Source organism: Vibrio sp. 10N.286.49.E11, assembly GCF_041469505.1.
Taxonomy (GTDB): Bacteria; Pseudomonadota; Gammaproteobacteria; order Enterobacterales; family Vibrionaceae; genus Vibrio; species Vibrio crassostreae_C.
The window spans coordinates 47,460-73,943 of sequence record NZ_JBFRKQ010000025.1; the positions used below are offsets into that span (position 1 = coordinate 47,460).

General features: G+C 44.3%; 26 protein-coding genes and 1 pseudogene. 15 read left to right on the plus strand and 12 right to left on the minus strand.

Going from position 1 to position 26,484, the window contains the following annotated elements; genetic code table 11:
• Nucleotides 1-12: 12 nt before the first annotated feature.
• The gene (locus AB4167_RS04195; protein WP_017069711.1) at nt 13-867 is read right to left on the minus strand and encodes an MIP/aquaporin family protein; all 855 of its coding nucleotides are present in this window, start codon (nt 865-867) and stop codon (nt 13-15) included.
• Between the two features lie 448 nt (nt 868-1,315).
• Nucleotides 1,316-1,747, minus strand: coding sequence for a PACE efflux transporter (locus AB4167_RS04200; RefSeq protein ID WP_136982433.1), 432 nt, complete (start codon nt 1,745-1,747; stop codon nt 1,316-1,318).
• A gap of 130 nt (nt 1,748-1,877) precedes the next feature.
• On the opposite strand from AB4167_RS04200, the gene AB4167_RS04205 reads away from it, so the two are divergent.
• Entirely contained in the window at nt 1,878-2,768 is an 891-nt protein-coding gene (locus tag AB4167_RS04205) for a LysR family transcriptional regulator (protein WP_136982432.1), read from the plus strand.
• Between the two features lie 89 nt (nt 2,769-2,857).
• Here the strand turns inward: AB4167_RS04205 and arsB are convergent, their stop codons facing one another.
• From arsB to AB4167_RS04230, 5 genes are all read right to left on the minus strand, one after another.
• On the minus strand, nt 2,858-3,913 hold the full coding sequence (arsB, locus tag AB4167_RS04210; RefSeq protein WP_372136178.1) for an ACR3 family arsenite efflux transporter: 1,056 nt from the start codon (nt 3,911-3,913) through the stop codon (nt 2,858-2,860).
• Nucleotides 3,914-4,022: 109 nt separating this feature from the next.
• Entirely contained in the window at nt 4,023-4,364 is a 342-nt protein-coding gene (locus tag AB4167_RS04215) for a helix-turn-helix transcriptional regulator (protein ID WP_017064015.1), read from the minus strand.
• Between the two features lie 192 nt (nt 4,365-4,556).
• On the minus strand, nt 4,557-4,964 hold the full coding sequence (locus AB4167_RS04220; protein WP_029235181.1) for a glycine zipper family protein: 408 nt from the start codon (nt 4,962-4,964) through the stop codon (nt 4,557-4,559).
• A 31-nt stretch (nt 4,965-4,995) separates the two neighbouring features.
• Complete coding sequence (locus AB4167_RS04225; protein WP_065583761.1) at nt 4,996-5,658, minus strand: START domain-containing protein; 663 nt, start codon at nt 5,656-5,658, stop codon at nt 4,996-4,998.
• Entirely contained in the window at nt 5,655-6,818 is a 1,164-nt protein-coding gene (locus tag AB4167_RS04230) for a glycosyltransferase family 2 protein (RefSeq protein ID WP_372136179.1), read from the minus strand. Before AB4167_RS04230 ends, AB4167_RS04225 begins: the two co-directional genes overlap by 4 nt.
• A gap of 262 nt (nt 6,819-7,080) precedes the next feature.
• On the opposite strand from AB4167_RS04230, the gene AB4167_RS04235 reads away from it, so the two are divergent.
• The 5 genes from AB4167_RS04235 (at nt 7,081) to AB4167_RS04255 (ending at nt 13,203) form a co-directional block, all read left to right on the plus strand.
• Nucleotides 7,081-7,878, plus strand: a complete 798-nt coding sequence (locus tag AB4167_RS04235; protein WP_017069716.1) for a Cof-type HAD-IIB family hydrolase — start codon at nt 7,081-7,083, stop codon at nt 7,876-7,878.
• Nucleotides 7,879-8,058: 180 nt separating this feature from the next.
• Nucleotides 8,059-8,706, plus strand: coding sequence for a DsbA family oxidoreductase (locus tag AB4167_RS04240; RefSeq protein WP_017060931.1), 648 nt, complete (start codon nt 8,059-8,061; stop codon nt 8,704-8,706).
• A 34-nt stretch (nt 8,707-8,740) separates the two neighbouring features.
• The gene (locus AB4167_RS04245) at nt 8,741-9,961 is read left to right on the plus strand and encodes a winged helix-turn-helix domain-containing protein (protein ID WP_372136180.1); all 1,221 of its coding nucleotides are present in this window, start codon (nt 8,741-8,743) and stop codon (nt 9,959-9,961) included.
• A gap of 240 nt (nt 9,962-10,201) precedes the next feature.
• Complete coding sequence (locus tag AB4167_RS04250) at nt 10,202-10,540, plus strand: hypothetical protein (RefSeq protein WP_017060926.1); 339 nt, start codon at nt 10,202-10,204, stop codon at nt 10,538-10,540.
• A gap of 431 nt (nt 10,541-10,971) precedes the next feature.
• Complete coding sequence (locus AB4167_RS04255) at nt 10,972-13,203, plus strand: hypothetical protein (protein WP_372136181.1); 2,232 nt, start codon at nt 10,972-10,974, stop codon at nt 13,201-13,203.
• A gap of 43 nt (nt 13,204-13,246) precedes the next feature.
• On the opposite strand, the gene AB4167_RS04260 is transcribed toward AB4167_RS04255, so the two are convergent.
• The 4 genes from AB4167_RS04260 to ulaR form a co-directional block, all read right to left on the minus strand.
• The gene (locus AB4167_RS04260; RefSeq protein ID WP_017069722.1) at nt 13,247-13,708 is read right to left on the minus strand and encodes a hypothetical protein; all 462 of its coding nucleotides are present in this window, start codon (nt 13,706-13,708) and stop codon (nt 13,247-13,249) included.
• Nucleotides 13,709-13,912: 204 nt separating this feature from the next.
• Nucleotides 13,913-14,155, minus strand: coding sequence for a hypothetical protein (locus AB4167_RS04265; protein ID WP_017064006.1), 243 nt, complete (start codon nt 14,153-14,155; stop codon nt 13,913-13,915).
• A gap of 68 nt (nt 14,156-14,223) precedes the next feature.
• A complete protein-coding gene (gene ulaG / locus AB4167_RS04270) occupies nt 14,224-15,291 on the minus strand; it encodes an L-ascorbate 6-phosphate lactonase (RefSeq protein WP_017060922.1) in 1,068 nt (355 codons plus the stop codon).
• A gap of 120 nt (nt 15,292-15,411) precedes the next feature.
• Nucleotides 15,412-16,167, minus strand: coding sequence for an HTH-type transcriptional regulator UlaR (ulaR, locus tag AB4167_RS04275; RefSeq protein WP_017064005.1), 756 nt, complete (start codon nt 16,165-16,167; stop codon nt 15,412-15,414).
• A 339-nt stretch (nt 16,168-16,506) separates the two neighbouring features.
• Here ulaR and AB4167_RS04280 point away from each other — a divergent pair, with 339 nt between their 5' ends.
• The 6 genes from AB4167_RS04280 (at nt 16,507) to AB4167_RS04305 (ending at nt 22,060) form a co-directional block, all read left to right on the plus strand.
• Nucleotides 16,507-18,345, plus strand: a complete 1,839-nt coding sequence (locus AB4167_RS04280) for a PTS ascorbate-specific subunit IIBC (protein WP_372136182.1) — start codon at nt 16,507-16,509, stop codon at nt 18,343-18,345.
• A 66-nt stretch (nt 18,346-18,411) separates the two neighbouring features.
• On the plus strand, nt 18,412-18,879 hold the full coding sequence (locus AB4167_RS04285; RefSeq protein WP_017064004.1) for a PTS sugar transporter subunit IIA: 468 nt from the start codon (nt 18,412-18,414) through the stop codon (nt 18,877-18,879).
• Between the two features lie 10 nt (nt 18,880-18,889).
• Nucleotides 18,890-19,588, plus strand: a complete 699-nt coding sequence (locus AB4167_RS04290; protein ID WP_372136183.1) for an L-ribulose-5-phosphate 4-epimerase — start codon at nt 18,890-18,892, stop codon at nt 19,586-19,588.
• 108 nt (nt 19,589-19,696) lie between these two features.
• The gene (locus tag AB4167_RS04295) at nt 19,697-20,518 is read left to right on the plus strand and encodes a pyridoxal phosphatase (RefSeq protein WP_017065672.1); all 822 of its coding nucleotides are present in this window, start codon (nt 19,697-19,699) and stop codon (nt 20,516-20,518) included.
• A 4-nt stretch (nt 20,519-20,522) separates the two neighbouring features.
• Nucleotides 20,523-21,170 (plus strand): 3-keto-L-gulonate-6-phosphate decarboxylase UlaD, encoded by a 648-nt coding sequence (locus AB4167_RS04300; RefSeq protein WP_017064001.1) that lies wholly within the window; start codon nt 20,523-20,525, stop codon nt 21,168-21,170.
• An 8-nt stretch (nt 21,171-21,178) separates the two neighbouring features.
• The gene (locus AB4167_RS04305) at nt 21,179-22,060 is read left to right on the plus strand and encodes an L-ribulose-5-phosphate 3-epimerase (protein WP_017065671.1); all 882 of its coding nucleotides are present in this window, start codon (nt 21,179-21,181) and stop codon (nt 22,058-22,060) included.
• A gap of 163 nt (nt 22,061-22,223) precedes the next feature.
• Here AB4167_RS04305 and AB4167_RS04310 read toward each other — a convergent pair whose 3' ends face one another.
• Nucleotides 22,224-22,433 (minus strand): hypothetical protein, encoded by a 210-nt coding sequence (locus tag AB4167_RS04310; RefSeq protein ID WP_009845895.1) that lies wholly within the window; start codon nt 22,431-22,433, stop codon nt 22,224-22,226.
• A gap of 293 nt (nt 22,434-22,726) precedes the next feature.
• Here AB4167_RS04310 and AB4167_RS04315 point away from each other — a divergent pair.
• From AB4167_RS04315 to AB4167_RS04325, 3 genes and pseudogenes are all read left to right on the plus strand, one after another.
• Nucleotides 22,727-23,929 (plus strand): annotated as a pseudogene (locus AB4167_RS04315) (glycerate kinase).
• 286 nt (nt 23,930-24,215) lie between these two features.
• Complete coding sequence (locus tag AB4167_RS04320) at nt 24,216-25,667, plus strand: catalase (protein ID WP_102398420.1); 1,452 nt, start codon at nt 24,216-24,218, stop codon at nt 25,665-25,667.
• Between the two features lie 217 nt (nt 25,668-25,884).
• The coding region (locus AB4167_RS04325) for a patatin family protein (protein ID WP_372136184.1) at nt 25,885-26,484 on the plus strand (600 nt) is incomplete at its 3' end.

A 26,484-nucleotide genomic window follows, 5' to 3' on the forward strand; every position in this document is an offset into this window, starting at 1 on the left:
GGTCGCTTGGGGTTAAGCTTGAGCTTGTTCAGCTTCTTCTTCTGTTTCACATTGGTTTGGAATTGTGCAGCCATGGCCTTCCACTGGTAGGTGAGCACCAATAACACGTGGGTACAACCAGCCACCAAAACACGCACCAGCGATAGGAGCAAGAATTGGAACGATGAAGTAAGGAATATCACGAGCACCAGTCAATGCAAAATCCCAACCTGCAAAGTAAGCGAAAAGTTTTGGTCCGAAGTCACGTGCAGGGTTCATAGCAAAGCCAGTTAGTGGACCTAAAGAACCACCGATAACCGCGATAAGAATACCGATCAGTAGAGGGTTCATTGCACCGCGAGATGCGCCGTTGTTCTCATCACCTAACGCTAAAATGGCAAACATCAACACTGCAGTAATCACGAATTCCACAGCAAAAGCGCCGAAGAAAGAAAGTGAAGCATGTGGGTAAGTCGAGAAGATACCAGCAGTTGATAGTGCGTCTTGGCTGCTACGAACGAAGTTATGTGCGATTTCGTAGTCAGTAAATAGGTTGCTGTACAGGCTGTAAACCAATGCTGCAGAGCAGAAAGCGCCAAGCAGTTGCGAAATGATGTAAGGCACCACTTTCGCTTTATCAAAGCCATGGAACATGGCCAGTGCAATCGTTACGGCTGGGTTGATGTGTGCGCCTGAAACGCCGGCAGTACAGTAAATTGCAATCGCAACACCGAAGCCCCAGATGATGCTGATTTCCCATTGTCCGAATGTCGCACCAGTTAGTACCAGTGCTGCCACACAGCCAACGCCGAAGAATATGAGTAATCCTGTGCCGATAAATTCAGCCAAGCATTGCCCAAATAAAGAAGGGTGTTTGTTTGTTGTCATGTTCGAGTCCTTTTTAGTTTTGCTTATCTAGCACGTGTATTGTGCATATATTTGCGAACTCGAAAATAAACGAACATCAAAAGTGAGCGTTTGAGCATAAAATTGTTAATTAAAGTCACTTGAAATGTTAATCCGAACACTTTTGCTCGAAAAAGATGCTCGCATGAACGTCATTGCTCGAATTGATAGGTTGCGAAGCCGCTCAAACTACCTATATGTAAATGAATGCGCAACTGGTACGAGGAGTTTATGTTTGGATTTGTGATGCTACTTCGTGAGTGGCGGATTATTAGACTTAATTAGGGAGGGCTGTGTGATGTTTTTGCTATGTAACAAGGGAGTTAACAAATGAGCTTATATGCATAAATGAATAAACTGCCAACTATTTTGTAGTTTGGCAGTTTTCATTTGGGTGTATGTTCTTGTTATACGAGACGAACTTACCGCTCTAAACCAGAGCTGCCACTTTTCCTTTCGCAACCAATTGATATCGAACCGAGTCATACGCCCAGTTGAACGCTATCGCGTAAAGTACGAAGAAAATAACTAGGCCGATGTCCATGATCAGTACGGTTAGGAAATCGAGTTGTAGAACCCACATCAAGACAGGTAGAGTCACTGTCATTAAGCCAAGCTCAAAACCTAATCCGTGCAGAACACGTGTTTTCTTGGTTCTTTTGCTTCGGTCTGCTCCGTAAATTTTGTCGTAGCCATAGTTGTAAACGTAGTTCCAAGCCATCGCTATCAATGATATTGCGAGCGCTAAGCCTGCCATTTCACCTGCGCCGTTTCCTGTAATATAGGTTCCAAGCCCTGCCATCAAAACCAAAGCAACCAATTCAAATAGCACCATGTGCAACATGCGTTCTTTATGTGACATTTTTCTAACTCTCTTTACGATTAAATAGCCGCCGATGGGCTAATGACTTGGCTAAATAATATCTACTTAAGTGATAATATAAAGATAGTTAGCATCACATATAGTGATAGTAAGTTTTGGGAGACACCGAATGTACAACATTGAACAACTGAAAATGTTTGTGTATGCCGTTGAATTAGGGTCATTTTCTGCCAGTGCTCGTCATTTGGGGAAGGTGCAGTCGGCGGTGAGCCAAGGCATCAGTAATCTTGAAATAGATTTTAATGTTGAGCTTTTTGATCGTTCGACTCGAAAGCCTTCACTAACCAAAGCGGGCGAGCAGTTATTTAAACAGGTGAAAGCGATCGTGCTTCAGGTTGAAGATCTGAATGTGACGGTTAGTGCGATGGGCAGTGGTGAGGAGGGGCTCATCAAAATTGCATTAGATGATTCACTATTGGTCCCGAATCTATCTAAGATCCTTAGTCAGTTCAGTCAACAATTCCCTGCGACTGAAGTGGAACTGGTTGCGTGTACCACGACAGAGGTCAATCCGTTAATTATCGAAGAGAGGGCCGACATTGGATTAATGTTTACTAACTTGGCTTTTGATGTCGGTTCTGAGCCTTGCTTTATCGGTCACTTACCGTTTATTGCTGTGTGTCATCCAAGTCATGCGCTCGCAAAAACAGGTGTGGTGAAACTCTCTGACTTACTCCCGCATCGTCAGTTAATGTTGAGGGGAGACAAAGGTCAGGTGATGGATCAGTTTCCGCTGATTGCCGGAAAGGTATGGTGGTCAAACAGCTTTATCGTCATTAAAGAGATGATTCTTGGTAGCGATATCGGTTGGGCATACTTACCGAAACACCTTGTTGAAGAAGAGCTTATTAAACAGCGCTTGGTAGAGGTGAATGTGTCATTTGACCATAAAACTTGGTCGCCTCCGGTTGATCTTGTTCTGTCTAAAACACGCTCAAAAGGTCCTGCATTACTTTGGCTTGAACAAGCATTGAAAGGCCTATTAGACGAAACTGAATAAAGAAAAGGCTCACCGTTTAACGTGTGAGCCTTTCTGTTCAAAGTGATGCTGCTTTTTGTTAGTTCTAGTTCTAGGTGTAGACGTAGATGCTATACGCTAGGTTTAACCGTCTGACCGTTGTAGTACTTGTCTTTCATCTTAAGCGCCACGTTCACAAGGTAAATCAGCACAGGGACTTCAATCAGTGGACCGATAACGCCTGCAAACGCTTGGTCTGAGTTGATACCGAATACTGAGATAGCCACGGCAATCGCTAGCTCGAAGTTGTTACCTGTCGCTGTGAATGCAATTGATGCGTTCTTGTCGTATTCAATACCCATCTTCTTACCAATGAAGAAACTGATAAAGAACATCGCAGTGAAGTAGATAGTCAGTGGAACCGCAATTAATAGAACGTCCATTGGCAGTTCAACAATCATTTCACCTTTCAGGCTGAACATCAGAACGATAGTCGCCAGTAGTGCAATCAGTGTGATTGGAGAGATGCGTGGAATAAATACGTCGTTGTACCACTGCTCGCCTTTCATCGACACAAGGATCTTACGGCTTAGGAAGCCCGCTAGGAATGGGATACCTAGGTAGATAAGTACACTGTGTGCAATGTCGATCATCGAGATATCAACCAACATGCCTTCGTAACCAAATACTGGTGGAAGAACGCTGATGAACAACCACGCCATAAAGCTGTAGCTCACCACTTGGAATGCACTGTTTAGAGCAACCAATGCCGCGCCGTACTCTTTGTTACCGCCGCCGATGTCGTTCCAAACCAGAACCATCGCCACACAACGAGCAAGACCAATCAGAATCACCCCAATCATGTAACCTGGGTGGTCTCCCAAGAAAGTTAGTGCCAATACAAACATCAGAATTGGACCAACGATCCAGTTCATGATCAAAGAGAGCTTAATGGCTTTCTTATCTTTTACCACAGTGCCTAGCAGGTTGTAGTTAACCTTAGCCAGAGGTGGGTACATCATTAAGATAAGGCCAACCGCAAGCGGAATGTTAGTGGTGCCAACAGACATTGAATCGTTCCACTGTTCGATCTGTGGGAATAGGGTGCCGAGTAGTACACCAAGGCCCATGGCAATAAAAATCCACAGTGTTAAGTAGCGATCTAGAAAACCTAACTTTGGTTTCATGATAATCTCTCTTAGTTGACATCGTAAATCGTCGAAAAACGATTGGTTGTGGCAAAAAAACACGCTTAAAAGTAAAGGCTATCAAAGCCGATCATTCAAGCGTGAACTTCTATTTTAAAATGCTGTTAAATATCGATTCGAAGCGTTGAATATTGTCGCGGTCGATGCGGTAACACATCTTCGGAGGAATCGACTCAGCCGTAATAAAACCTGAGGCTTTCAATATTCTTAAGTGCTCTGATACCGTTGATTGAGCTAAACCCAATTCACTCACTAGATCACTGTTCAAGCAGCCGCCCGATTTTTCTAACGTGGAGAGGATACTCAATATACGTATTCTTGCTGGGTGAGCGAGTGCTTTCGCCAGTGCGGCCATTTGCTTTTCTGCTTTAGCATCACCGTGTTCGATGGGCAGAGAACAGCCACCAGATGTCGAGCAAGTTGAGTTCATATTGACGTCTCACTTTCATTAATCGTTAAAAGACGATTAATGATAAGCCTATTTTAAATAGGGGTCAATGCTCACTGTCTATTTGAACGAACTTTAAGGTGGCGATTCAGGGACTATGGTTGAACTCTGCTTTGACTCAGCTACGCAAAATGGCGTGAACATCGATTAAACGCCATTTTGCTCGGTTATCCGCTAGTTAAGAACGGTATAGCCTCGGTTGATCATACAGTTACGATTCACTTGAAACTTCTGCTGCTCAGATAGCTCGGCGGATTGTCTTTTTTGAGCACCGTGCTTTAAAGCGCCGCTGATAATACCGATGCCAGCACCAATTTTTGCACCATCATGACCACTCCCGCCAGAGACGGCTCCACCAACCGCACCCAGCGCTGCACCCTTAGCGGTTGAACCGACAATATCGCTGCCAAGAGAATCGACCTCTTCAGGCTTCACTTGTTGAGCGTATTGCTCACATTCATACAGATCGGCGTGATACTGTGTTTCATCAACACCTTTAGTATCGACAATAATTTGATTAGCAAATACTGAACTTGATGCTACAAGCAATATCGCTGCGATTGGAGAGAATGGAAATTTCACAATATAGACCTCTAGAGTATTCATTGCATTGTTAAAGTGACGTGTAGTTCTCGATGAAATCAAGGCGACGATCGGTGTACTCACCAGAATCCAACATCTTAGATAACCCGCGAAGCGTGTTGTAAGGCTGAGAAACGGCCACCATGTTAATGAGCCAATACGGAATATCGCCACCTGGATCACTCAATACTCGATAAGAGATATGGGTGGTGTTTTCGTCGATTGGTGTCAGGATCCAACTCGCCTCTAATTCAGCCACTCTGATGATTTTTTTATTATTGTTTGGCAGGTAATCAGGCCTACCATGCTGATCAATGGTGACAACCATCGTCTCTGGATCTTGAGTGATGACGTTCTCTACGATAGCTTCACGATCGGCAACTGGCCAAGGTGCCTTGGTATAGGTTTTGGTGATCGTGTGCGCCGCACTAAAATGCTCTATTTCTTCCATGTCATCGATGTTTTCTACCCATTGCGTGCCAACAGAGGTATCGATAAAGAGTGCGATAATAGAAGTGAGGGACGCGTTGATGTCGCCTTCTGCTCGAAATTCTTTAAAGTGACTGCCTTCAATTTTACGGTTATAAACCTCGATGCCTTTTTTATCGCGTGCCAGTGACCAGCCATCGGTGTCTGATGCAAACACCGAAACTGAACAAGCAAGAAGAAGCAAAGTAATAATCTTATTCATCATGTTAATGAGCGCCCTTTCCAGCTGATTTTATTGGTTTTAGATAAGCGGTAACTGTTCAGCACGAGTAGGCTTTGAACACAAATACCGAAGGGTACGGTTAACGCAAATTTTGCGGGAACAAACAGTTCCTTAACCAAAATGAAGTAGGTGACGATCGACACCAAGAGCATCACAAAGCTGACAATGAGCGAATAAGCATGAATGGCAGACATGTCACTGATGAAGGCGTTCGCCGATACCAGCATCAAAAGCGGTCCCGCCCATGCGATGATGTTGGCTTTGATGAAGACTTTTAAAGCTTGTGCTTGCGATTGACAATTCACAATAAGATTCATGTTTTTGGAAAAGCCAGCCCAGATTGAGTTGAAGTCTGAATACATGTGCGTACTCATTAGTTTGTCTGCAAATGCCCAGAAAATCTTAAATCCATTGACCTTCATGACTTTTGCAAAGGCGATGTCTTCCGATATCGCGTTTGCTACTGCGGCGTGTCCACCGACTGCGTCGTAGGATTTTCGGGTAAACAACATCGCCTGACCGTTAGCAATCGCTTCTTCCTTAGTCATGTCGTTCGAGTTTTTAAAGTTCATATAAGATGCGATCGATAGAAAGATGCCCGGCAAGGTCGCTTTTTCTGCCACAGACGCAAAAGTTTGTTTTGGATTAAACGATAAAAGATCAGTTTTTTGTTGGATAGCAAAGTCGATAACGCTCTGTAGCATCGCGGGTGCTGAATCGGTATCTGCATCAATGAAATACACATATTCACCGCTCGCGTTGAGTGCGCCAGCCATACATGCATTGCTCTTACCAAGCCATCCGGTCGGTAACGTTCTACCTGAAATACAGCGCGCGTTAACGTCGAACTTACTGATCAATGCTTCTACTTTTGCACGGGTTGAGTCAGTAGAAAAGTCATCAACAACAATGACTTCAAACTTGTCTTTTGGGTAGCTCTGCTTCAATAGAGAGCCAAGGCTGATTTCAATATTGTCTTCTTCATTTCGCGCAGGAATAATGACGGAAACAGTCGGCCACTCAGTTCTTTTGAACGATATTTTAGGTTCAATGTGAATACGATGGCGCTCTAAGTTCGCAAGTGTGATTAGAAACTTGACGGTAACGATGCAAAGCAAGGTCGTAATAATAGCTAAAATCATAATGACTGTGGTCGGAATAAAGTGATGGAGAGACGGGAAAGAATATAGTGGAGTGTGATCTAACGCACATCTTGTATGTAGGACTTAACCCTTCAAACTGGAATGCGCTTCTGTTAGCGTTTGCCTTGGAAAGATGTGAAACAGTGACTGACAGGCGGTAAAATAAGCATTGTATTCACCAGCGACTCTAGCGATATAATCGAACCCAGAACCGTTACTCAAGATAACGAATGATCATAATCCAATAATAGGTACGCCCGACATGCCCCAACAAAACATCAAATTTATCGCGACTGATATGGATGGCACCTTACTCGATGAGCATGGAAAGCTCGACCCTGAGTTTTTCAATCTTTATGAGCGCTTAGAAGCGCAAGATATTATTTTTGCTGCCGCGTCTGGCCGCCAGTATTACAGCTTGCTAGAAACATTTTCCCCGCTTAAAGATCGCATGATGTTTATTGCTGAAAACGGCACATTAGTGATGCACAAAGGCCAAGAACTTTACAGCTGCTTGCTTGATACCGATGCCATTAAAGAGATCATTAAAGAAGCTCGAGCTATTGAAGGCGCGCATGTGGTGCTATGCGGTAAGAAATCGGCATACATCGAAACCAAAGATGAGCGTGCTCTGGCGGAGATCTCTAAGTACTACCATCGCCGTGAGCAAGTAGAAGACTTACTGGCGGTAGAAGACGATTTCATCAAGGTGGCTATCTGTCACTTCGACGGTTCACAAGAGAAAGTGAACCCAACTATTGATGCCAAATTCGGTGAGAACTACCAAGTGGTTGTAAGCGCAAAAATTTGGTTAGATGTGATGAACGCTGAAGCGTCAAAAGGTGCGGCGATTAAACATCTACAGAACACATTAGGTTTCACTTACGAGCAGACCATGAGCTTTGGTGATTACCTAAATGACTTGGAAATGCTTAAAGAGAGCTACCACTCTTACGCGATGGAAAACGCGCATCCAAAGTTAAAAGAGATCGCGCGTTTTGGCGCGCCAAGTAACGTTGACGCGGGTGTGTTCCAAGTACTTGAGAAGTTGCTAGCGTAACGCTCTTAAGCTAGATTCGATTTTTATCAAAGCCAACTCATGAAAATGAGTTGGCTTTTTTGTTGGCTGCTGTTGTATTGAGTTAAATTTGAACGAGTGTTCAGCTTGTTGTAGTCTAACCAGAAAGATGGGTATTCACTTTGAATTGGATACGCCTTAGTAACGATATTTGGAATGATTATGAGCAAGAAACTTCAACTTGATATTATTTCTGACGTAATGTGCCCGTGGTGCGTAGTCGGTTACAAAAACTTAGAGCTAGCCGTTGCGGAACTTGGTTTAGAAGACCAGATTGAACTTGAATGGCAGCCGTTTGAGCTTAACCCTGACATGCCGCAAGAGGGCGAAAACCTGCGTGCCCATATCATGAGAAAATACGGTTCTAGCGCAGAAGAGAGCCAACGTTCACGAGAACAGCTTTCGGCTCGCGGCCAAGCGGTTGGTTTCGATTTCAATTTCTATGACAGTATGAGAATGGTCAATTCACGTCATCTACATGTACTTCTCGATTTTGCACTAGCGCACGGCAAACAGACTGAGTTAAAGCTACGCTTCTTTGCTGCTCACTTCACAGAGCAAAAAGACCTGTCCGATCTTGAAGTCATTGCACAAGAGCTTGAAGCGGTTGGCTTAGACTCAACGAAGGCACTGAAGCGCCTAAAGAACACCGACAACTTGAAGCAAATTGAAGCGCAAGAGTTTGAATGGCAACGCATGGGGATCTCTGCGGTTCCTACTGTGGTGTTCAACCGTAAGAGTGCAGTAACGGGCGCGCAGACGGTAGAAACCTACAAGCAGATTCTTCAAGAGCTTATTGCTGAATCATAAACGGATCATTGGTATCAATTAGAGTCTGAATTTCATGGAATCACTGTCACTCGCTCAAGCGCAAAAAATGGTACTGCTTTCGCAAAAGCTTCCGCCTAAGAAATTACCCCCTAAAAAGCAACGCAATGGGGGCGCTTTGGCGAACACGTTGTCTGCGATTGAAAACCTTGGCTATGTGCAAATTGATACCATCTCTGTGATTCAGCGAGCTCACCACCACACGCTTTGGAATCGCAATCAAGATTACCAACTGAACCATCTTGATAAGCTGTTAGAGCGTCGAGAAGTATTTGAGTATTGGTCGCATGCCGCCGCGTATTTACCCATGCGTGACTTCCGATTCAGCCTACACCGCAAGAATGGCTTTGCGAGCGGTAAGCTCAGGTATTGGTATAAAAAGGATGACGCACTGATGGCTCATGTTCTCAAACGTATTGAGAATGAAGGGCCGTTGATGGCGAAAGATTTTGAAGGGGATAGGCCAAACCCCGGCGGTTGGGGCGGTAAACCGGCCAAGCAAGCATTAGAAACATTGTTCATGCAAGGCGACTTAATGGTGCCAAGCCGAGTTAACTTTCATAAGGTGTATGACCTAACCGAGCGAGTTTTACCGAGCGGAATTGATACCTCTGAGCCGACAGAACAAGAGTACATCGAGCATCTCATAAAGCGTTATTTAGAGGCTAACGGAGTTGGAATAGCGTCGGAAATGAGCTACCTACTCAAGAACACAAAGCCTTTGATTCAGAGAGCACTCCAACAGATGCTTGAAGATAAGCAGGTTCTGAAAGTAGATATTCAAGGCTCTGATTACTATGTCCTGCCAGGTGCTTTTGAATTGCTGAATCAACCTCTTTCCAGAACCAAGCTTAAGATACTGTCTCCGTTTGATAACCTGCTGATTCAACGAAAGCGAATGCAATCATTGTTCAACTTTGATTACCTCCTAGAATGCTATGTTCCAGAGGCCAAGCGTCAGTTTGGTTATTTTAGCTTACCGATTCTGTGGCAAGGTGAGCTGGTGGCACGAATGGATTGCAAGGTCGACAGGAAGAGTGGTTTGCTCAATATCCGTAACTTGGTTGTTGAAGATCGAATCAAAAACCATGAATCATTAATTCACGCCTTATGCGATGAGCTTAAACACTTCATGGTGTTCAACCAATGTGATGAGATGATCGTCCATAACACCACGCCCTCTGATCTTGGCAAGCGCTTGATGAGCCAATGGCAACCCACCAAGACTCTCGCGTAATCATGAAGTTATTAACTGATTGGGAACAAGCGGCGAGCTAATGTTTTAGTAAATTCTATACTCGTCTCATGTTTGATCGCCTCGTAAGCTATCAAACATGAGGCGTTTCCTCTATATCTTCCAGTCGACTCTCCCCAATAAATACTTTGCATTTGAAACCGCCACAGTGTCCAATATCAGGTAGTACGAAACTGACCGAAAAACCTTATTTTTTAAGGTGTTAAATAGGACCTTTGCCGCATGCGTAAATCAGATAAGAAAATCGAGAATCAAATCAGAGACGTGTTAACTGACGTTTGTGAAGACACGCTGAAAGGCTTCGATGGTTTTTTATGGGTGACTCACTCGGTCAACTTCTCATCTTTTCCGCAAAGTTTGAAAATTGTCTGTGTATTCGATACCAATCAGGATAGAACGAACTTCTTAAGTGGCGAAGGTCAACAGAGTGTCTCAGGGGCTATTCAACAAGCGTTCAATCAAGTTGGAATTCAACTGAAGAATATCGATAAGCATGTTAGCTACGATACGCAAGAAAATTGCGATCGCGACCATCAAGGGAAGTGGAACAAGAGGCTTTAAGGAGCGTTGTCATCGTTCTTGTTTAGACAGCCTATCCAAATTGAGTTTCAATAGTGTGGCGCTCAAACTGAGATTCGATACAGCAAATCCAAGTCCTATTCTGAGTTCTAGGCTCTGATAACTTCTCATCTTCCAAACCGTATTATTCTCATTTTGAGAAAATCTGAGCTGATTTCTCGTTAGCCGGAGATACTTGGTTTCCAAATAAAATTAAAATCACAAAAACTTATATTTTCCTTAATGCATTGATTTTGAATCGGCATTTGCTCGTTTTACTTGCCACCGATGAAACAAGACAGACGAGCACTTGAACAATAGAGCCATGTAGTCGATACTTTTTTCGTATTTTGATTCCTAAATTGACACGTAAGTTGGCTGACTTTTCGTTTTGTGATTTAAGGCATGACAGTATCGATTAGGAAATTTAAATCATGAAAACCTACATTTCTGGGCTGCTCGCACTCATACCGTCATGTTTAATCGCTGGTTACGCTTTTGCTGTTGGTACAGCGGTTGTGCTGCCAGGGCAACATGAAGTTGGTGTTGATCTTTCGGGCTCTCCACTATCTACGAATGCCGTCATTGATTGGGAAATTACCAACAGTGACATTGTGTTCGGAGCGTATGCCGACAAAGCCGACAATGAGCGGGCCACGACAATTGGTTATATGTACAACCAAGTCATGGCGATGAACTCGGGTTGGTTGGAGAACGATCTCCGTAACCAAGCTGAGTTAGAAGGCCTCAATTTCGAAGACTATTTCCTGCACTTTTCTGAAGATACTGTCATTGCCGAAGTTGATAAAACTCATGGCGAAAAGACCCTTTTAAACCGAAAACCTATGATCTTGGGTTATACAGCCAGTGAAGACCATGCTGGTTTTTGGTTGTATCAAGAGCCTCCGTGGGATGCCGATGTGTTTGAGAATTTCGAACAGGGTGGGGCTTTGTATGTCTATCATGCTGAACAGTTCGAACGGCTGACCTTTAAGTTCTCACAGTTTGCTGGCAGCGGTGAATTTTGGATTGAATACCCAACTGCTATTGATTCTCAGGGTAGGGTTTCACAATGGGAAAGGCTTGATGTAAAGAAAGACAAAACGCTCAATATGACCAAAAACCAATCGGTGATCTGGAACCTTCCGGATAACTGGTTAAGAGCTACAACTCATGATGGGAGCGGTGCGAGTTATGGCGGCGGCCAGTATTTTGGTTCAACCTTTTTGAGAGATGGTGGGCGCTTATACGTTGTGAGAGTTCGTTGGCAAAGTGAGAATGCCGACGACAGGCCGCGTTTAAAAGAAGTAAAACTCAAAAACAGTTTTCCAACCGTCAAGTTAACCGATGCTCCGACTTCAACCCCGGACGGCAATGCTATCAGCCAATGGCGAAAAATCCGTGGTTTTGATGTGTCTGCAGACCTAGATGGTGATAACTACTTGTCGCCAAGCGAGTATCGAAATCGAACCAATAAGAACGCGACAGCACGTTTTCGTTGGGAATCAAGAGTGGTGCCATTTGGTCGAATGTGGAGCGCTAACTCATCTTGGTCGCTAACGAACGTCGCAAACGCGTATTATCTATCTGCTATTCATCGCTACTACAAGCAAAGCTGGGCAAGACAAGGTTTGAATGGTGCGTACAACGACGACACAAATAAACTCATTGGCTCGAACCAGTTCTATGTTCACTCTGGCGGGCATGTTCAAGAGTTAGGAGCTGTTGCGGGTTCGAATCAAGCGGATGATCTCTACAAGCAACAATTTTCAGCGTTTCTCAAAAATCTTTCTGCTTTAGAAAGTGATGCGTCGATTGGGTTGAATATCGGAACCGCGAACTTACTGGGTCGAAATGGACAGTCTCATCTTAGCGAGGCGGGCTCTCTGTATTTACGCGAGCACTACATTTTTCCGTCTACTGGGTTTAGTGGTTACTCGGGGATCTCAAAATTCTGGGATAATTCTGCGCTCGCCTACAATGGGCAAAGTGTTATTTTTCAGGCGACAACGCGTTATGGGCGAGTTCAGTATCTTGGAAATAGTGAAGATAATTGGAAGCAAGACCAATACTCGACCCTAGCGATCTACCACCTCAATCGACACGCTCAACATAGCTACTTTAATCAGTGGAACAATGGTTACGTCTATGGAAGTGGCAATACGACGGCTGACACTTTCTGGCAAAGTGGTGTCCCTAAAAACATCGCCTACCAACCCAGTTCGTTATTGGCCGTTGACTTGGGAGAGCCGAGTCATCAAATCCCACATGGCTTTGCGCCGATTCCTTTGATGCTTTCGACAACGACACCTCAGCCTGCTGACTACACCATCGTTGGCGATTCCTCGATGAACGAAATGGTGCATGCTGATCTGCCCAATGGTATCACTCACGTTCTACCGACGTTCACGTACTTTATGTATCAATCTGAAAATCAGGTGGTTGCTGGTGGCCCTGAGGACATGGTGTTAGCGAGAGAGTTCAGCAATGGTCGTGTGTTGTATCGCACGGATTTCCACGGTAAGAATCCGAGCTTTTATGACGCGGCAAAACTCACCATCGCGCTGGATGTTCCAATGAAACCTGTTGATGCTAACGGTAACGTTGGTGACTATGTGAGTGAAATAGAAATTGGCGGTTATGAAGGGCTGTTCTTACTTTATTAGAACTAATGCGAGTGAGCACTCTCGAACCAGAGCAGACTAGAGCTTAGGTTCGGGATATGAGCTTATTCTTTTTACACTGCTTAAATTCTTTGGCGATCCACGATTGCTCGTTTAAACCATTGTCGATTAGAGCAAAAAGGTAGCCATCGACTTTGCCTGAAGCCGCAGGATATTCTTGAAAAGCGTGCTTAGGGTAGCCGGGGTAATCCATCTCGTATTGAGCGTCTAACTGCTTACCGAGTTGACGCCATTTTACGAATAACTCAGAAGAAGATGTCTCAACCTTATATTGGCCCAAAATGCGTTGGTGATGGGTTAACGCCACTTTAGCGCAGTGGTTGGTCTGTACGACTTTTTGTATCAATTCAACTTGTTCTTCACTCATGGTTTTCGCCAGTACATTCTCTTGTTCGATGCGCGCCATTCGTTCACCAAACGTTTCAGCATGGGTGGAAAACACAAAAGTAAGCGGTAAAGCCAATACCAAAAGACGCTTGTAGAACATAACCTAACTCTTTGAATGGATTCATGACTATTATGCCGTTGAGTAACAATATTATTAACGAATAAACACGCTTAATTGTAAGAATTATTTTTATCGAGTGGATAAATAGATGATTTTGGAGTTGTGGTATTCAGGCTCTGAATGTTTGGTTATTTTACGAAGCGACACCGATAACAGAATCAACCCAATATCTAACCATCTTGATTATAAATGTTGGATATCAATCGAGTGGTAGGAAAAACCGATTGCTTTAGCGGCGTTCAACAAAGCTTGTTGAGTCTTGAATACCCTGGGTTGCATTTTTCTGTCGGATTCAAGAAAGCTGTTTACTCCCCACTTATGACTTTTGACCATTAAGTAATAACCATTAGCTCCAGGGGACACGACACCAATTGCTGCTTTCAGGTCGCCACGACTGAAATGTTTTTTGAACTCACGTAATACCATATCAACATCCTTATTCGATGATAAAAAAAGGGAGCGCATTGCTCCCTAGTTAGTGCTTTTCTTAATGTTTACAAGAATGCGCGGTATGGCAGTTCTGGGTCATTTGTGAAGATGTCTGCAAAGCCACGGAAGTGCTGGTAGTGCATGCGGCCTTTATCTGTTGGGTATGTGTATTTACCACCAACTTGCCAGAAGAAAGGTGCGAAGCCGTATTGAAGACGTTCTTTCTTCATGTTCCACAGCATTTCGATTTCACGCGGGTCATTTTGGAAGTTAGCCCAAATGTCGTGGTGGAACGGAACAACTACTTCACAGTTCAAAGACTCAGCAGCACGAAGAATGTCTGAAGATGTCATTTTGTCTGTTACGCCACGTGGGTTCTCACCGTAAGAAAGCAGTGCAACGTCGATCTTGTGGTCATTACCGTGTTTAGCATAGTAGTTTGAGTAGTGAGAATCACCAGAGTGGTAAACTGAACCGCCTGTTGTTTCTACTAGGTAGTTCACTGCACGGTCGTCCATTCCGTCTAGAATTTCTTTGTCTAGGGAAGATGTTCCTTCAGGAAGTGTCACTAGAGCTGTACGGTCGAATGCGTCAAGAACCTTGATGTTCACGTCTTTGATTTTGATCTCGTCGCCAACTTTAGCAATAACACACCGATCTTCTGGCACACCCCATTTCATCCATAAATCAACACACGCTTTAGGGCCAATGAATTTAACGTGGTCGCCGCAGTTTTGTAGAACTGCCGCTGCAACGTTGATATCAATGTGGTCGCCGTGGTCATGAGATGCCATAACTGCATCGATCTCTTTGATAGCGAAAGGGTCCAATGGGAAGATCGCGGTACGTAGGTTTGGTTGAAGTGCTTCCACACCGCCCATACGCATCATTTGGTGCTGGTTTTTCATTTTTTGAACGGCTTGTGTTTTTTTACCAGTACCACACCAGAAGTCCATTGATAGGTTTGCACCTTCTTCTGATTTTAGCCAAATACCTGTACAACCCAGCCACCACATAGAAAACGTACCCGGTTGCACAACTGTTTGTTCAATCTCTTCATTTAACCATGTGCCCCACTCAGGGAATGTATTTAGGATCCAAGACTCGCGAGTGATTTCGTTTACATTGCTCATGATAATACCTTTTATTTCAATAATTTGATTAATTTTGGATGTAGGGAGCCGAGCGCCTTAATTTGGATTAAGGCACTGAGCTAAATTTATTATTATTGGTGGGCTAGTTAGCCCTGCGATTTAAACTAGGATGACTTGCGTCCCTTGAGCTTCAATCAGTTTTACGACTTCGGGATTGGCGTCTTTACCGGTGATGACAATGTCTATTTGCTTGGTGCTGCAAAAGAGCATTCCGGTACGTTGTCCAACTTTTGAGCTATCGACCACGACGACAAGCTTATCGACCTGTTCGAGCATTTGTTGTTCGGCTACGGCCGTTAACATGTCGGCTTTGTACAGCCCGGCATCGGTTAAGCCTTTACCTGAGGTGAACATCCAGTTTCCCGCATAGCCGCCTAATGAATTAGGGGCAGGGTTTAGAAAGATGTTCTGCGCTTTGTTGTATTGACCACCAATGATGATGACATCGTCATGATCTTCGTTGATCAAGTAGCTTGCGAGTGGAAAGTAGTTCGTTACGATTTGAACGTCATCGCCACATAGTTGCTGACCGAGTAGGAAAGCCGTCGAACCACAGTTGATCACGACTGTATCGCCAGCCTGACAAAGCCCTGCAGCTGCTTGAGCAATCTCTGATTTCTCTTCATAGAACTCAGTGCTGTTGATATTCAGTGGTGACCACTTTCTCTTCTGAGTTTCTACTCGTTCCGCACCATTTCGAATTTTTCTAAGTCGGCCAACTTCATCTAACTTAGCGATATCGCGCCTAGCAGTAGCAGGAGAAACGCTAAATTTATCAATAATATGAGAGACGTTGATTGTCTGCATATCTTCTAACAGCGACAAGATGCCGTTATGTCTTTGTACTTCATTCATATTTATCACTCTTTTTGTCGTTGTGACAATTTAATGATTACTTTTGATTTGTTTTGATTCTAATAATCACCATCATGATTGTCAAACCACATCGCTATAAAAACCAGACATTAATCACAATGTTTTATAAGTGGTTGATTTTATTGTATTTATAATTTTTACGTGTGATCTAAAGCTCAATTAAGCACATTCTGGGTGTGGTTAATTGATATAAATCAAAGTAATCACAAGTGAGCATTGAATGATTACTTTTGATTGGTAAAGTCTAGTTCGTGAGCAAAACTAGAATCATCACATCCTACAAATCATTAAAATTAAAAATCAATCAGGGGTAAAGATATGGAATTCTTATACGATATTTTCTATATTTTTTACAGTCAGGTAATGACCAAAGCACCGTTGCTACTCGGTCTTGTTACTTGTCTCGGCTACATCCTTCTAAAACGTGACGCAACAACTGTTATCTCCGGCTCTATTAAAACCATCGTTGGTTTCATGATAGTGCAGGTAGGTGCAGGAACATTGGTAGCGGGTTTTAAACCGGTTATTGAAAAAATGAGTGAAATACATGGATTAACGGGATCGGTAATTGACCCGTACACCTCCATGATGTCCACCATGGAAACCATGGGCGACAACTACTCTTGGGTTGGGTATGCAGTATTACTGGCTCTTGGGCTAAACATTCTACTTGTTGCCTTCCGACGTATTACGGGTATCAGAACCATCATGCTGACTGGGCATATCATGTTCCAGCAAGCTGGCCTCATTGCTGTTTTCTACTTCGTGCTTGGTGCAGGTATGTGGGAAGCCATTATTTATTCAGCAATATTGATGGCGTTGTACTGGGGTATCTCCTCAAACATCATGTTCAAGCCGACTCAAGAAGTCACTGGTGGTGCGGGTTTCTCGATTGGTCACCAACAACAGTTTGCTTCATGGGTAGCCACCAAGGTTGCACCGAAGCTTGGCGACAAGAACGACAGTGTTGACCACATCAAACTGCCTAAGTGGTTACACATTTTCCACGACAGTATCGCTGCAACAACGTTAGTAATGACTGGTTTCTTCGGCATTATTCTTCTTTCGTTCGGTCTTGATAACCTTCAGGACATGGCAGGTAAAACGCACTGGTTTATCTACATTTTTGAAACTGGTTTGAAATTCGCTGTTGCCATTCAAGTCATCGTTACTGGTGTTCGCATGTTCGTTGCGGAACTGTCCGAGGCATTTAACGGTATTTCTCAACGCCTTATTCCTAACGCTGTTTTAGCAATCGATTGTGCTGCTATTTACGCCTACTCTCCTAACGCAATGGTATTTGGTTTCATGTGGGGCGCAGTGGGTCAATTCACCGCTGTTCTTGCAATGCTAGCGTTTGACGCACCAATCATGATCATTCCTGGCTTTATCCCAATGTTCTTCTCGAACGCCACTATCGGTGTGTTTGCTAACCACTTTGGTGGCTGGAAAGCGGTGATGAAGATCTGTTTCGTGATGGGCATCATCGAAGTGGTTGGCTCTGCGTGGGCAATCCATATCTTCGCTCAATCAGGTACTGAGTTTAATGGCTGGATGGGCATGGCTGACTGGGCTCTGGTATTCCCACCAATCATGCAAGGTATCTCAAGCTCTAGCATGTTCTTCTTTGTGATTTTGGCTTTGGCTGGCATCTACATGTACTTCGCTTCTAAGCAACTACGAGCTGAAGAAGACGCAGAAGCTGCTGCTGAAACAATGACCGCAGTAACGCCTGAAGGTATTGAGGTTGAAGTCGCGGTTCCACAACAATCGACAGCAACCGCTGAAGCACCATCTGTTTCAACAACGGCAGCTTCTACAACATCAGAAACTCGAATCTCACCAGCCGCTGACCAGAAACCGGTTCGTGTCTTAGTGTGCTGTGGCTCAGGACAAGGTTCTTCAATGATGTGCTCTAAGAAAATCAAAGAGTATTTGGACAAGAAAGGCATCCCAAGCTCGACCTTTAACAGCGCCATCACTGATTACAAATCACACCTTGGTTCATTCGACATCATCGTTACTTCGGTTGCTCTTGCAGCGAAGATCACGGGTCTGCCGGAAGGTAAGCAACAGTTAGCGGTTAAGAACATGATTATGGTGAAAACTTTCGGCGACGAACTTGTTTCCATCATCGAGAACAACTTCCATAAATAATTAAAAACGGCTCAGTGGTGTCGCACTGCTGAGCCAATAAAAACAATTATATAAGTGAGCAATAACATGAACTTAAAAGAATCTCTTATCAAGAATAACTCTATCCTACTGAACGCAAAAGCAGCTGACTGGAAAGCGGCGATCAAGCTTGGGACTGATGCATTGGTGAAAGCGGGTATTGCAGAAGAGCGTTACTACGACGCGATTACCAAAGCGATTGGTGAAGAAGGCCCTTATATCTGTATTCACGATGCGTTCGCACTGCCACATTGCCGCCCTGAAGACGGTGTTATTCGTACTGGGTTTGCGCTAACCGTGCTTGAAACGCCAATTACGTTTGAAGGTGTTGATGAGCCTGTAGATGTGCTGATAACACTAGCGGGTAAGGACTCAGAAGAGCACATCGAAGGCACCATGCAAGTGGCGAACTTGATTGAATTCGATGAAGACTTCTCAAAACTTCGCGCGTGCAAAAGCCCAGAAGAAGTGGCGCGTTTAATTGATGCTGCATTGCTTCAAGCGGAAGCGGCGTAAGGAGGCAACGATGTCTAAATATAGCCAATTGAAACAACGTGTTTCAGAAGCCAATTTGCAACTTCCGAAATACGGTTTGGTGACATTTACTTGGGGTAATGTCTCTGAGTTTGACCGTGTTAACGGAGTGATAGCGATTAAACCATCAGGTGTCGAATACAGTGATATGACGGCTGAAGACATGGTGGTCGTCGATCTCGAAGGCAAGGTTGTTGAAGGGAAACTCAATCCTTCAAGCGATACCGCAACGCACTTAGAGCTCTATAAAGCTTTCCCTGAAGTGAGTGGCATTGTTCACACGCATTCACGCAGTGCCACCATTTGGGCACAAGCGGGTATCGACATCCCAGCCTTAGGCACCACTCACGCTGATTATTTCTACGGTGACATCCCATGTACACGTCGATTGTCTCACTCTGAAATTTCTGAAGAGTACGAGAAAAATACTGGTTTGGTGATTATCGAAGAGTTCAAGCAACGTCGAATCGATCCAATGGCCGTTCCAAGTGTGATTGTTGCAGGACATGCGCCGTTCTCTTGGGGCAAAGATGCCAACGACGCCGTTCATAACGCGGTGGTATTAGAAGAAGTGTCGGCAATGGCGTTGGCAACGCGCACCTTGAATAGCGGCATCAAAATTCAGCCAGAACTATCCGACAAACACTACTTACGTAAGCACGGTGAAAATGCTTATTACGGCCAACAGTAAATCGGCTTTTTGTTTAAATAAGCCGTTTAAGTAAGCCGTTACGAGCTTCGACTCTAAGTAGTTTCAATATTGATTAGGCCCGACTTCAGGGAATAAGTAGAGGACTCTATGTATAAAGTGCTGGCGTTAGATCTCGATGGAACCGTGTTAAAGGATGATCACACGATTCATCCAGAAGTAAAAAAGGCGATTCAAGAAGCCAAACAAAGTTGTCACGTCATGATTGTTACTGGCCGACACCACACAGCAGCACGACCTTACTATTACGAATTGGGGCTAGATACTCCAATCATCTGCTGTAACGGCACTTATGTTTATGACTATCAAACTGAAACGGTATTGACTCAAAACGCCATAGAGAAAGATAAGGCACTTACTTTCATTAACATGGCTGACGAGTTTCAGCTCAAGATGGTGATGTATATAACTCATGCCATGACGTACTCACAGTACAACCCATTTGCCTACATGTTGACATTGGAAAGCTGGGCTGAAACGGCACCAGAGCAACATCGCCCACAAATTTACCAAGTGGAATCATTCATAGAAACAGCTCAACAAGCTGAACACGTTTGGAAGTTTGTGGTAGAGGGGAGCCAAGATTCCGTCGACCGTTTAATGCAACACCCATGGATAGGAGAGAACTTCAACGGTGAGCGTTCTTGGTCAAACCGAATCGACTTTGCTGCAAAAGGTAACAGTAAGGGCCTACGCCTTGCTGAATACATCGCAGAACTCGGTTATCACGCCGATGACGTCATTGCCGTCGGTGATAACCACAACGACATATCCATGATTAAGTACGCCGGATTCGGTGTAGCGATGCTCAATGCTGATGACATCGTCAAATCACACGTTCAACGCGTGTGCTCAACAGATAACAACCATGATGGCTTAGCCCGTCTAATACGTGAACAAATTAAAGGATAACAACATGACTAAACCAATGATTCAGATCGCCCTAGACCAAACAAATCTTCCTGCCGCAATTGAAGTGGCAAACAACGTTGAAAGCTTTGTTGATGTGATTGAAGTGGGCACTATTTTGGCTTTTGCTGAAGGTATGACAGCGGTTTCTACCCTTCGTAAAAACCACCCAGACCATATCCTTGTGTGCGATATGAAAACCACCGATGGCGGCGCAATTTTGGCTCGAATGGCATTCGAAGCGGGTGCTGATTGGATAACCGTTTCTGCGGCTGCACACATCGCAACCATTGGTGCGTGTAAGAAAGTCGCTGACGAATTTAACGGTGAAATCCAAATCGAAATTTACGGCAATTGGACAATGGACGATGCTCAATCTTGGGTCGACCTAGGTATCTCTCAAGCTATCTATCACCGTTCTCGTGACGCTGAATTAGCTGGTGTGGGCTGGACAGAAGAAGATCTTGTGAAGATGCGTGCATTGTCTGAAATGGGCATCGAGCTTTCTATCACAGGTGGCATCGTGCCTGAAGACCTTTACCTATTTGAAGGCATTAAAGCGAAAACCTTTATTGCAGGTCGCGCACTTGCGGGTGAAAAAGGTAAAGAAACAGCAGAAGCACTAAAAGCTCAGATCGACCGTTACTGGAATTAGGAGGCGTTATGTACCAAAACTTATTACGCCACCGAGTAGGGCTTTATGAGAAGGCCCTACCTAACGAACTCAGCTGGGAAGACAAACTGGCAACAACCAAAGAGCTCGGCTTTGATTTTCTTGAGATATCGGTAGATGAATCAGACGAGCGCCGTAGCCGTTTGGATTGGAATGACGATGAAGTGTATGTCTTACGTCGCCTGTGTGAAAAGCATGGTGTACCGCTGCAATCCATGTGTTTAAGCGCGCATCGCAAGTTCCCATTTGGATCTGCAGATCCGGTGATTCGTGAACAAGCGGCTATCCATATGGAAAAAGCGATCTCACTCGCTTACAAATTGGGTATTCGTACCATCCAATTGGCTGGGTATGACGTTTACTACGAGCCTGCGGATAAGGTGACTCACCAGAGGTTCATTGAAGGCATGAAGCTTTCTGCGCAGTTGGCGGAAAGGTCGGGCGTTATGCTCGCTGTGGAGATCATGGATACCGACTACTTGAACTCTTTGAGCAAGTTTGAAGTGCTGAGTCGTGAAGTCAATTCACCGTATTTCACGGCGTATCCAGATGTGGGTAATATCTCCGGTTGGAATTACGACATAGTGACGGAACTAAAGTTGAGCAAGCCTCATATCACTCAGATCCACCTCAAAGACACTTATAAAGTGACTGACGAATACAAAGGTCAATTTCGAGACTTAGTGATTGGTGATGGTGAAGTCGACTTTAATGCCATTTTTGAAACGTTGAAAGAGACTGAGTGCGTCGTACCACTCGTGATTGAGATGTGGGCTCAAGATGAACGTTGGAAAGAGAATATACTTACGGCACAAAAACGACTGAATGATGTTTGTGTGCAAACGGGTGTTCCGATGTTGTTTGACCACTAACTCTACTTAGAATTATTAACTAGTTTCTCTTTGCGTTCTCGGTGCTCCTAACGAAAAGAGAAAATGCAGCATATTGCCCCCCAATATGCTGCATTTTTATATCAACATGTCGCTCTAAACTGTTGAAGCTGAGGTTATGTCAATTTCGAAATAGTGGCTGTTCTTAAACAGCAATAGTCACATGATCACGGCCCACTTCAGCCATCTGAATCAGGTAGTCTGTGTGGTACTTCTTTTTGATGACGATTTGGCTACCGATTTCAGCAACAATCTTTACCACTTCTAACGCATCAGAGGGATGCAAGGAAGAGTCTTTTGAAATTTCGATATTAACGCCTAAATTTGCCAATTTGATGATGTCGCTAGAATGCATGATGATGTCCAAGATGTTTGATTTTCGTGGACTATACCATCTTCAATTTATGCAACTCTACTCTGCCTATCCTAAAATTTCGGTCGATGCTCTCAATCTATGATTCCAATATGTAAGTAGTAGATCTAACTCACAAATTGCGGGTATCAATAACCTCAATGTGAGGGTGACGTTATGTGCTTAGTATTTACTTTATATACTGCCCCTATTAAGTGATTAGCTTGCTGATCTTCAATAGGGGCATTTTTGGATCGGGCACTCATCAAAATTACTAATCTTTTGGATCTCTCAGTATGAAAATTGTTATTGCACCAGACTCGTTTAAAGAGTCTTTATCTGCCTTATCGGTGGCAGCGTGTATCGAAAAGGGCTTTCGTGAAATCTTCCCTGACGCTGACTATGTGACCTTGCCTTTGGCCGATGGCGGTGAAGGGACTGTGGATGTATTGCTCCAAGGGCTTTTTGGTGAAAAGCGACATAGCCAAGTCGAAGGGCCGTTAGGGCAACCAGTCAATGCAGAATGGGCAATGCTAGAACCGTCGGATCAGAATCCTAAGAAAACGGCTTTAATTGAGATCGCCGCTGCCTCTGGTTTGGATTTACTTAAATCAGAACAGCGTAACCCGTTAATAGCTTCTTCATTTGGTACAGGGCAATTGATCTTAGAAGCCATTGAACAAGGTGCTGAGAGCATTATTTTAGGATTGGGTGGCAGTGCGACCAACGATGGTGGTGCAGGTATTGTTCAAGCGTTAGGTGGACGCTTGTTAGTTAGTAAAGGGCAAGATGGCAAAGGGCAAGATAGTACTGGACAATAGCTTGGCCGAGGTGGTGCTGCACTTGCAGAATTAGCATCAATAGATCTTACAGGTTTGGATTCGCGCTATGCAGATGTCGAGTTGATTGTGGCATGCGATGTTGATAATCCATTGTGTGGCGATAACGGTGCCAGCCATGTATTTGGTCCGCAAAAAGGAGCGACACCTGAACAAGTCTTAATGCTTGATAAGGCGCTTGCGAATTTTGCTCAAGTCGCAGAAACGCAAGGTTGTGTAGACGGCGGTGAATCCGTTCAAAAGCGTATGGGTTATGGTGCGGCTGGTGGCTCGCCGATGGGACTTGGTTTGCTATTCAACATGCAAATTAAACCCGGTATCGAGATGGTACTGGACGTTTTGCAAGCCGATGATGTGTTGAAAGGTGCCGACCTTGTGATTACCGGTGAAGGGCAGATGGACAATCAAACTCTGCAAGGAAAAACACCTTATGGCATTGCCAAACGTGCGAGCTTACAGGGCATTCCAACCATAGGAATTGCCGGATCTTTAGGCACCGAAGTAGAAGCGCTTTACGGCGAAATGAGCAGCTTGTTTGGAACTGTAAGATCGCCACAAACTTTAGAAAAAGTATTACAAGAGGCGGAGCTTAACTTAACAAGAACGGCAAGAAATATCGCAGCGACTTTACGGTTAGGTCACAAAATATCTCAAAAATAGTGGCTTCTACGAGGTAGGCTGCGCCTAGCTTTGGTTTTCTGCGTGTTGTAAGTTCATGATTATTATATTGTAAATATTATTGTCAATATTGAATGATTATGATTTAGATCATTAATTTGATAGGTTTTATCCATGATAACGATAAATACAAACGATTATATTTTACTTTAGCCCAGGCGTATTCTATATCCTTAATTACTGCGTGGTTTTGTGTGATGAATAGCCACCATTCAGAAGTAAAGATGCAACAAAGATGGTGCATCTAAAAGGTAATAAGGAATAGATGATGAGTAAAAAATTAACTACAGCTGCGGGTTGTCCTGTTGCTCATAACCAGAATGTTCAAACTGCGGGTAAACGCGGTCCTCAACTTCTTCAAGATGTTTGGTTTTTAGAAAAAATGGCGCATTTTGATCGTGAGGTGATTCCAGAGCGTCGTATGCACGCGAAAGGTTCAGGGGCTTACGGCACTTTCACTGTGACTCACGATATTACTCAATACACCAAAGCTAAACTATTCTCTGAAATCGGTAAAAAGACGGATCTGTTTGCACGATTTACAACGGTAGCTGGCGAACGTGGCGCAGCGGACGCGGAGCGTGATATTCGCGGTTTCGCGTTGAAGTTTTATACTGAAGAAGGCAACTGGGATATGGTGGGTAACAACACGCCAGTATTCTTCCTTCGTGATCCTCTTAAGTTCCCAGACTTAAACCACGCCGTTAAACGTGACCCTCGCACTAACATGCGCAGCGCGAAGAACAACTGGGATTTCTGGACTTCTTTACCTGAAGCACTTCACCAAATTACTATCGTGATGAGTGATCGCGGTATCCCTGCGACTTACCGCCACATGCATGGTTTCGGCAGTCACACGTTCAGCTTCATCAATGCTGACAACGAACGTTTCTGGGTTAAATTCCACTTCAAATCTCAGCAAGGTATTAAGAACTTGTCTGACGCAGAAGCGGCACAAGTGATCGGTGATGATCGCGAAAGCCACCAACGTGATTTGCTAGACAGCATCGATAACCAAGATTTCCCGAAATGGACGTTGAAAGTACAAGTGATGCCAGAAGCGGATGCAGCGAAGGTTCCATACAACCCGTTCGATTTGACTAAGATCTGGCCTCATGCAGATTACCCGTTGATCGAAGTGGGCGAATTTGAGCTAAATCGTAACCCGCAAAACTTCTTCGCAGAAGTAGAGCAATCAGCATTCAACCCAGCGAACGTAGTTCCAGGTATCAGCTTCTCGCCAGACAAGATGCTGCAAGGTCGTCTGTTTGCTTACGGTGATGCACAACGTTACCGTTTGGGTGTAAACCATCAGCACATTCCAGTGAATGCGCCTCGTTGCCCAGTACACAGCTACCACCGTGATGGCGCGATGCGTGTCGATGGTAACTTCGGTGGCACATTAGGTTATGAGCCAAACAACGAAGGTCAATGGGCTGAGCAACCAGATTTCGCTGAACCAGCACTGAACCTAGATGGCGCAGCAGCACACTGGGATCACCGCGAAGATGAAGATTACTTCTCGCAACCGGGTGACTTGTTCCGCCTAATGACACCAGAGAAGCAAGCGATTCTTTTTGATAACACTGCTCGCAACCTAGGCGGCGTGCCAAAAGAGATTCAATTGCGTCACCTAAGACACTGTTACAAAGCTGACCCTGCATACGGTGAAGGCATTGGTAAACTGCTTGAAATCGACGTGAGCGAATTTAAGTCGTAATCAATCATCTTGATTCGTTAATTGAAAGGCCGTTGAGTGAATCACTCAACGGCCTTTTTTGATCTCGCTGTTTATTAAGCAACCCTAAATCATTGAAAAATTTAATAATCCACATTGATAGTTTTTACCTATCGAATTGATAAATCTATCCCATTATCTTTGTAAGAGTGATGGGATTATTCTACGACTATCAGTTTATAAAGTAGAAGAGTTTGAGATGAATAAGAGCGCATTAATCGTTGAAGGTGGAGCAATGAGAGGTATTTTTGCTGCTGGAGTTTTAGACGCCTTCATGCAAGACGATTTCCGTCCTTATGATTTTGCCTTCGGCGTATCTGCAGGTGTGTCGAATCTGGTTGGCTACTTATCTCATGCACCAAAACGCAGTTATGATGTGATCACCACGATGGCGACGGATAAAACTTTCTTTAATCCTGCTCGCTTTGCCAAAGGCGGTAACTTGGTAGATGTTAAATGGTTATGGAACGAATCCAATCAACGTTATCCGCTCGATTGTGGTGAGTTGTTTTCAAGTATCCCACTCATTGCTGCTGTCACAAATGTCGATACGGGCAGTGCAGACTACTACCATATTAAGCCAGAAAACCTTTCTAATGTTGTTGAAGCAACAACGGCTTTACCTATCGCTTACCGTGAAACTCCGTGTTTCTCTGGTGGCTGTTATACCGATGGCGGTGTAGCCGATTCGATTCCGGTTCGTGAAGCATATCGCCGTGGCGCACGCGATATTACCGTGATTCTGTCGTATATTCCCTATAGAAAGGTTACAACAAATGACAACATAATGCTTGATTTC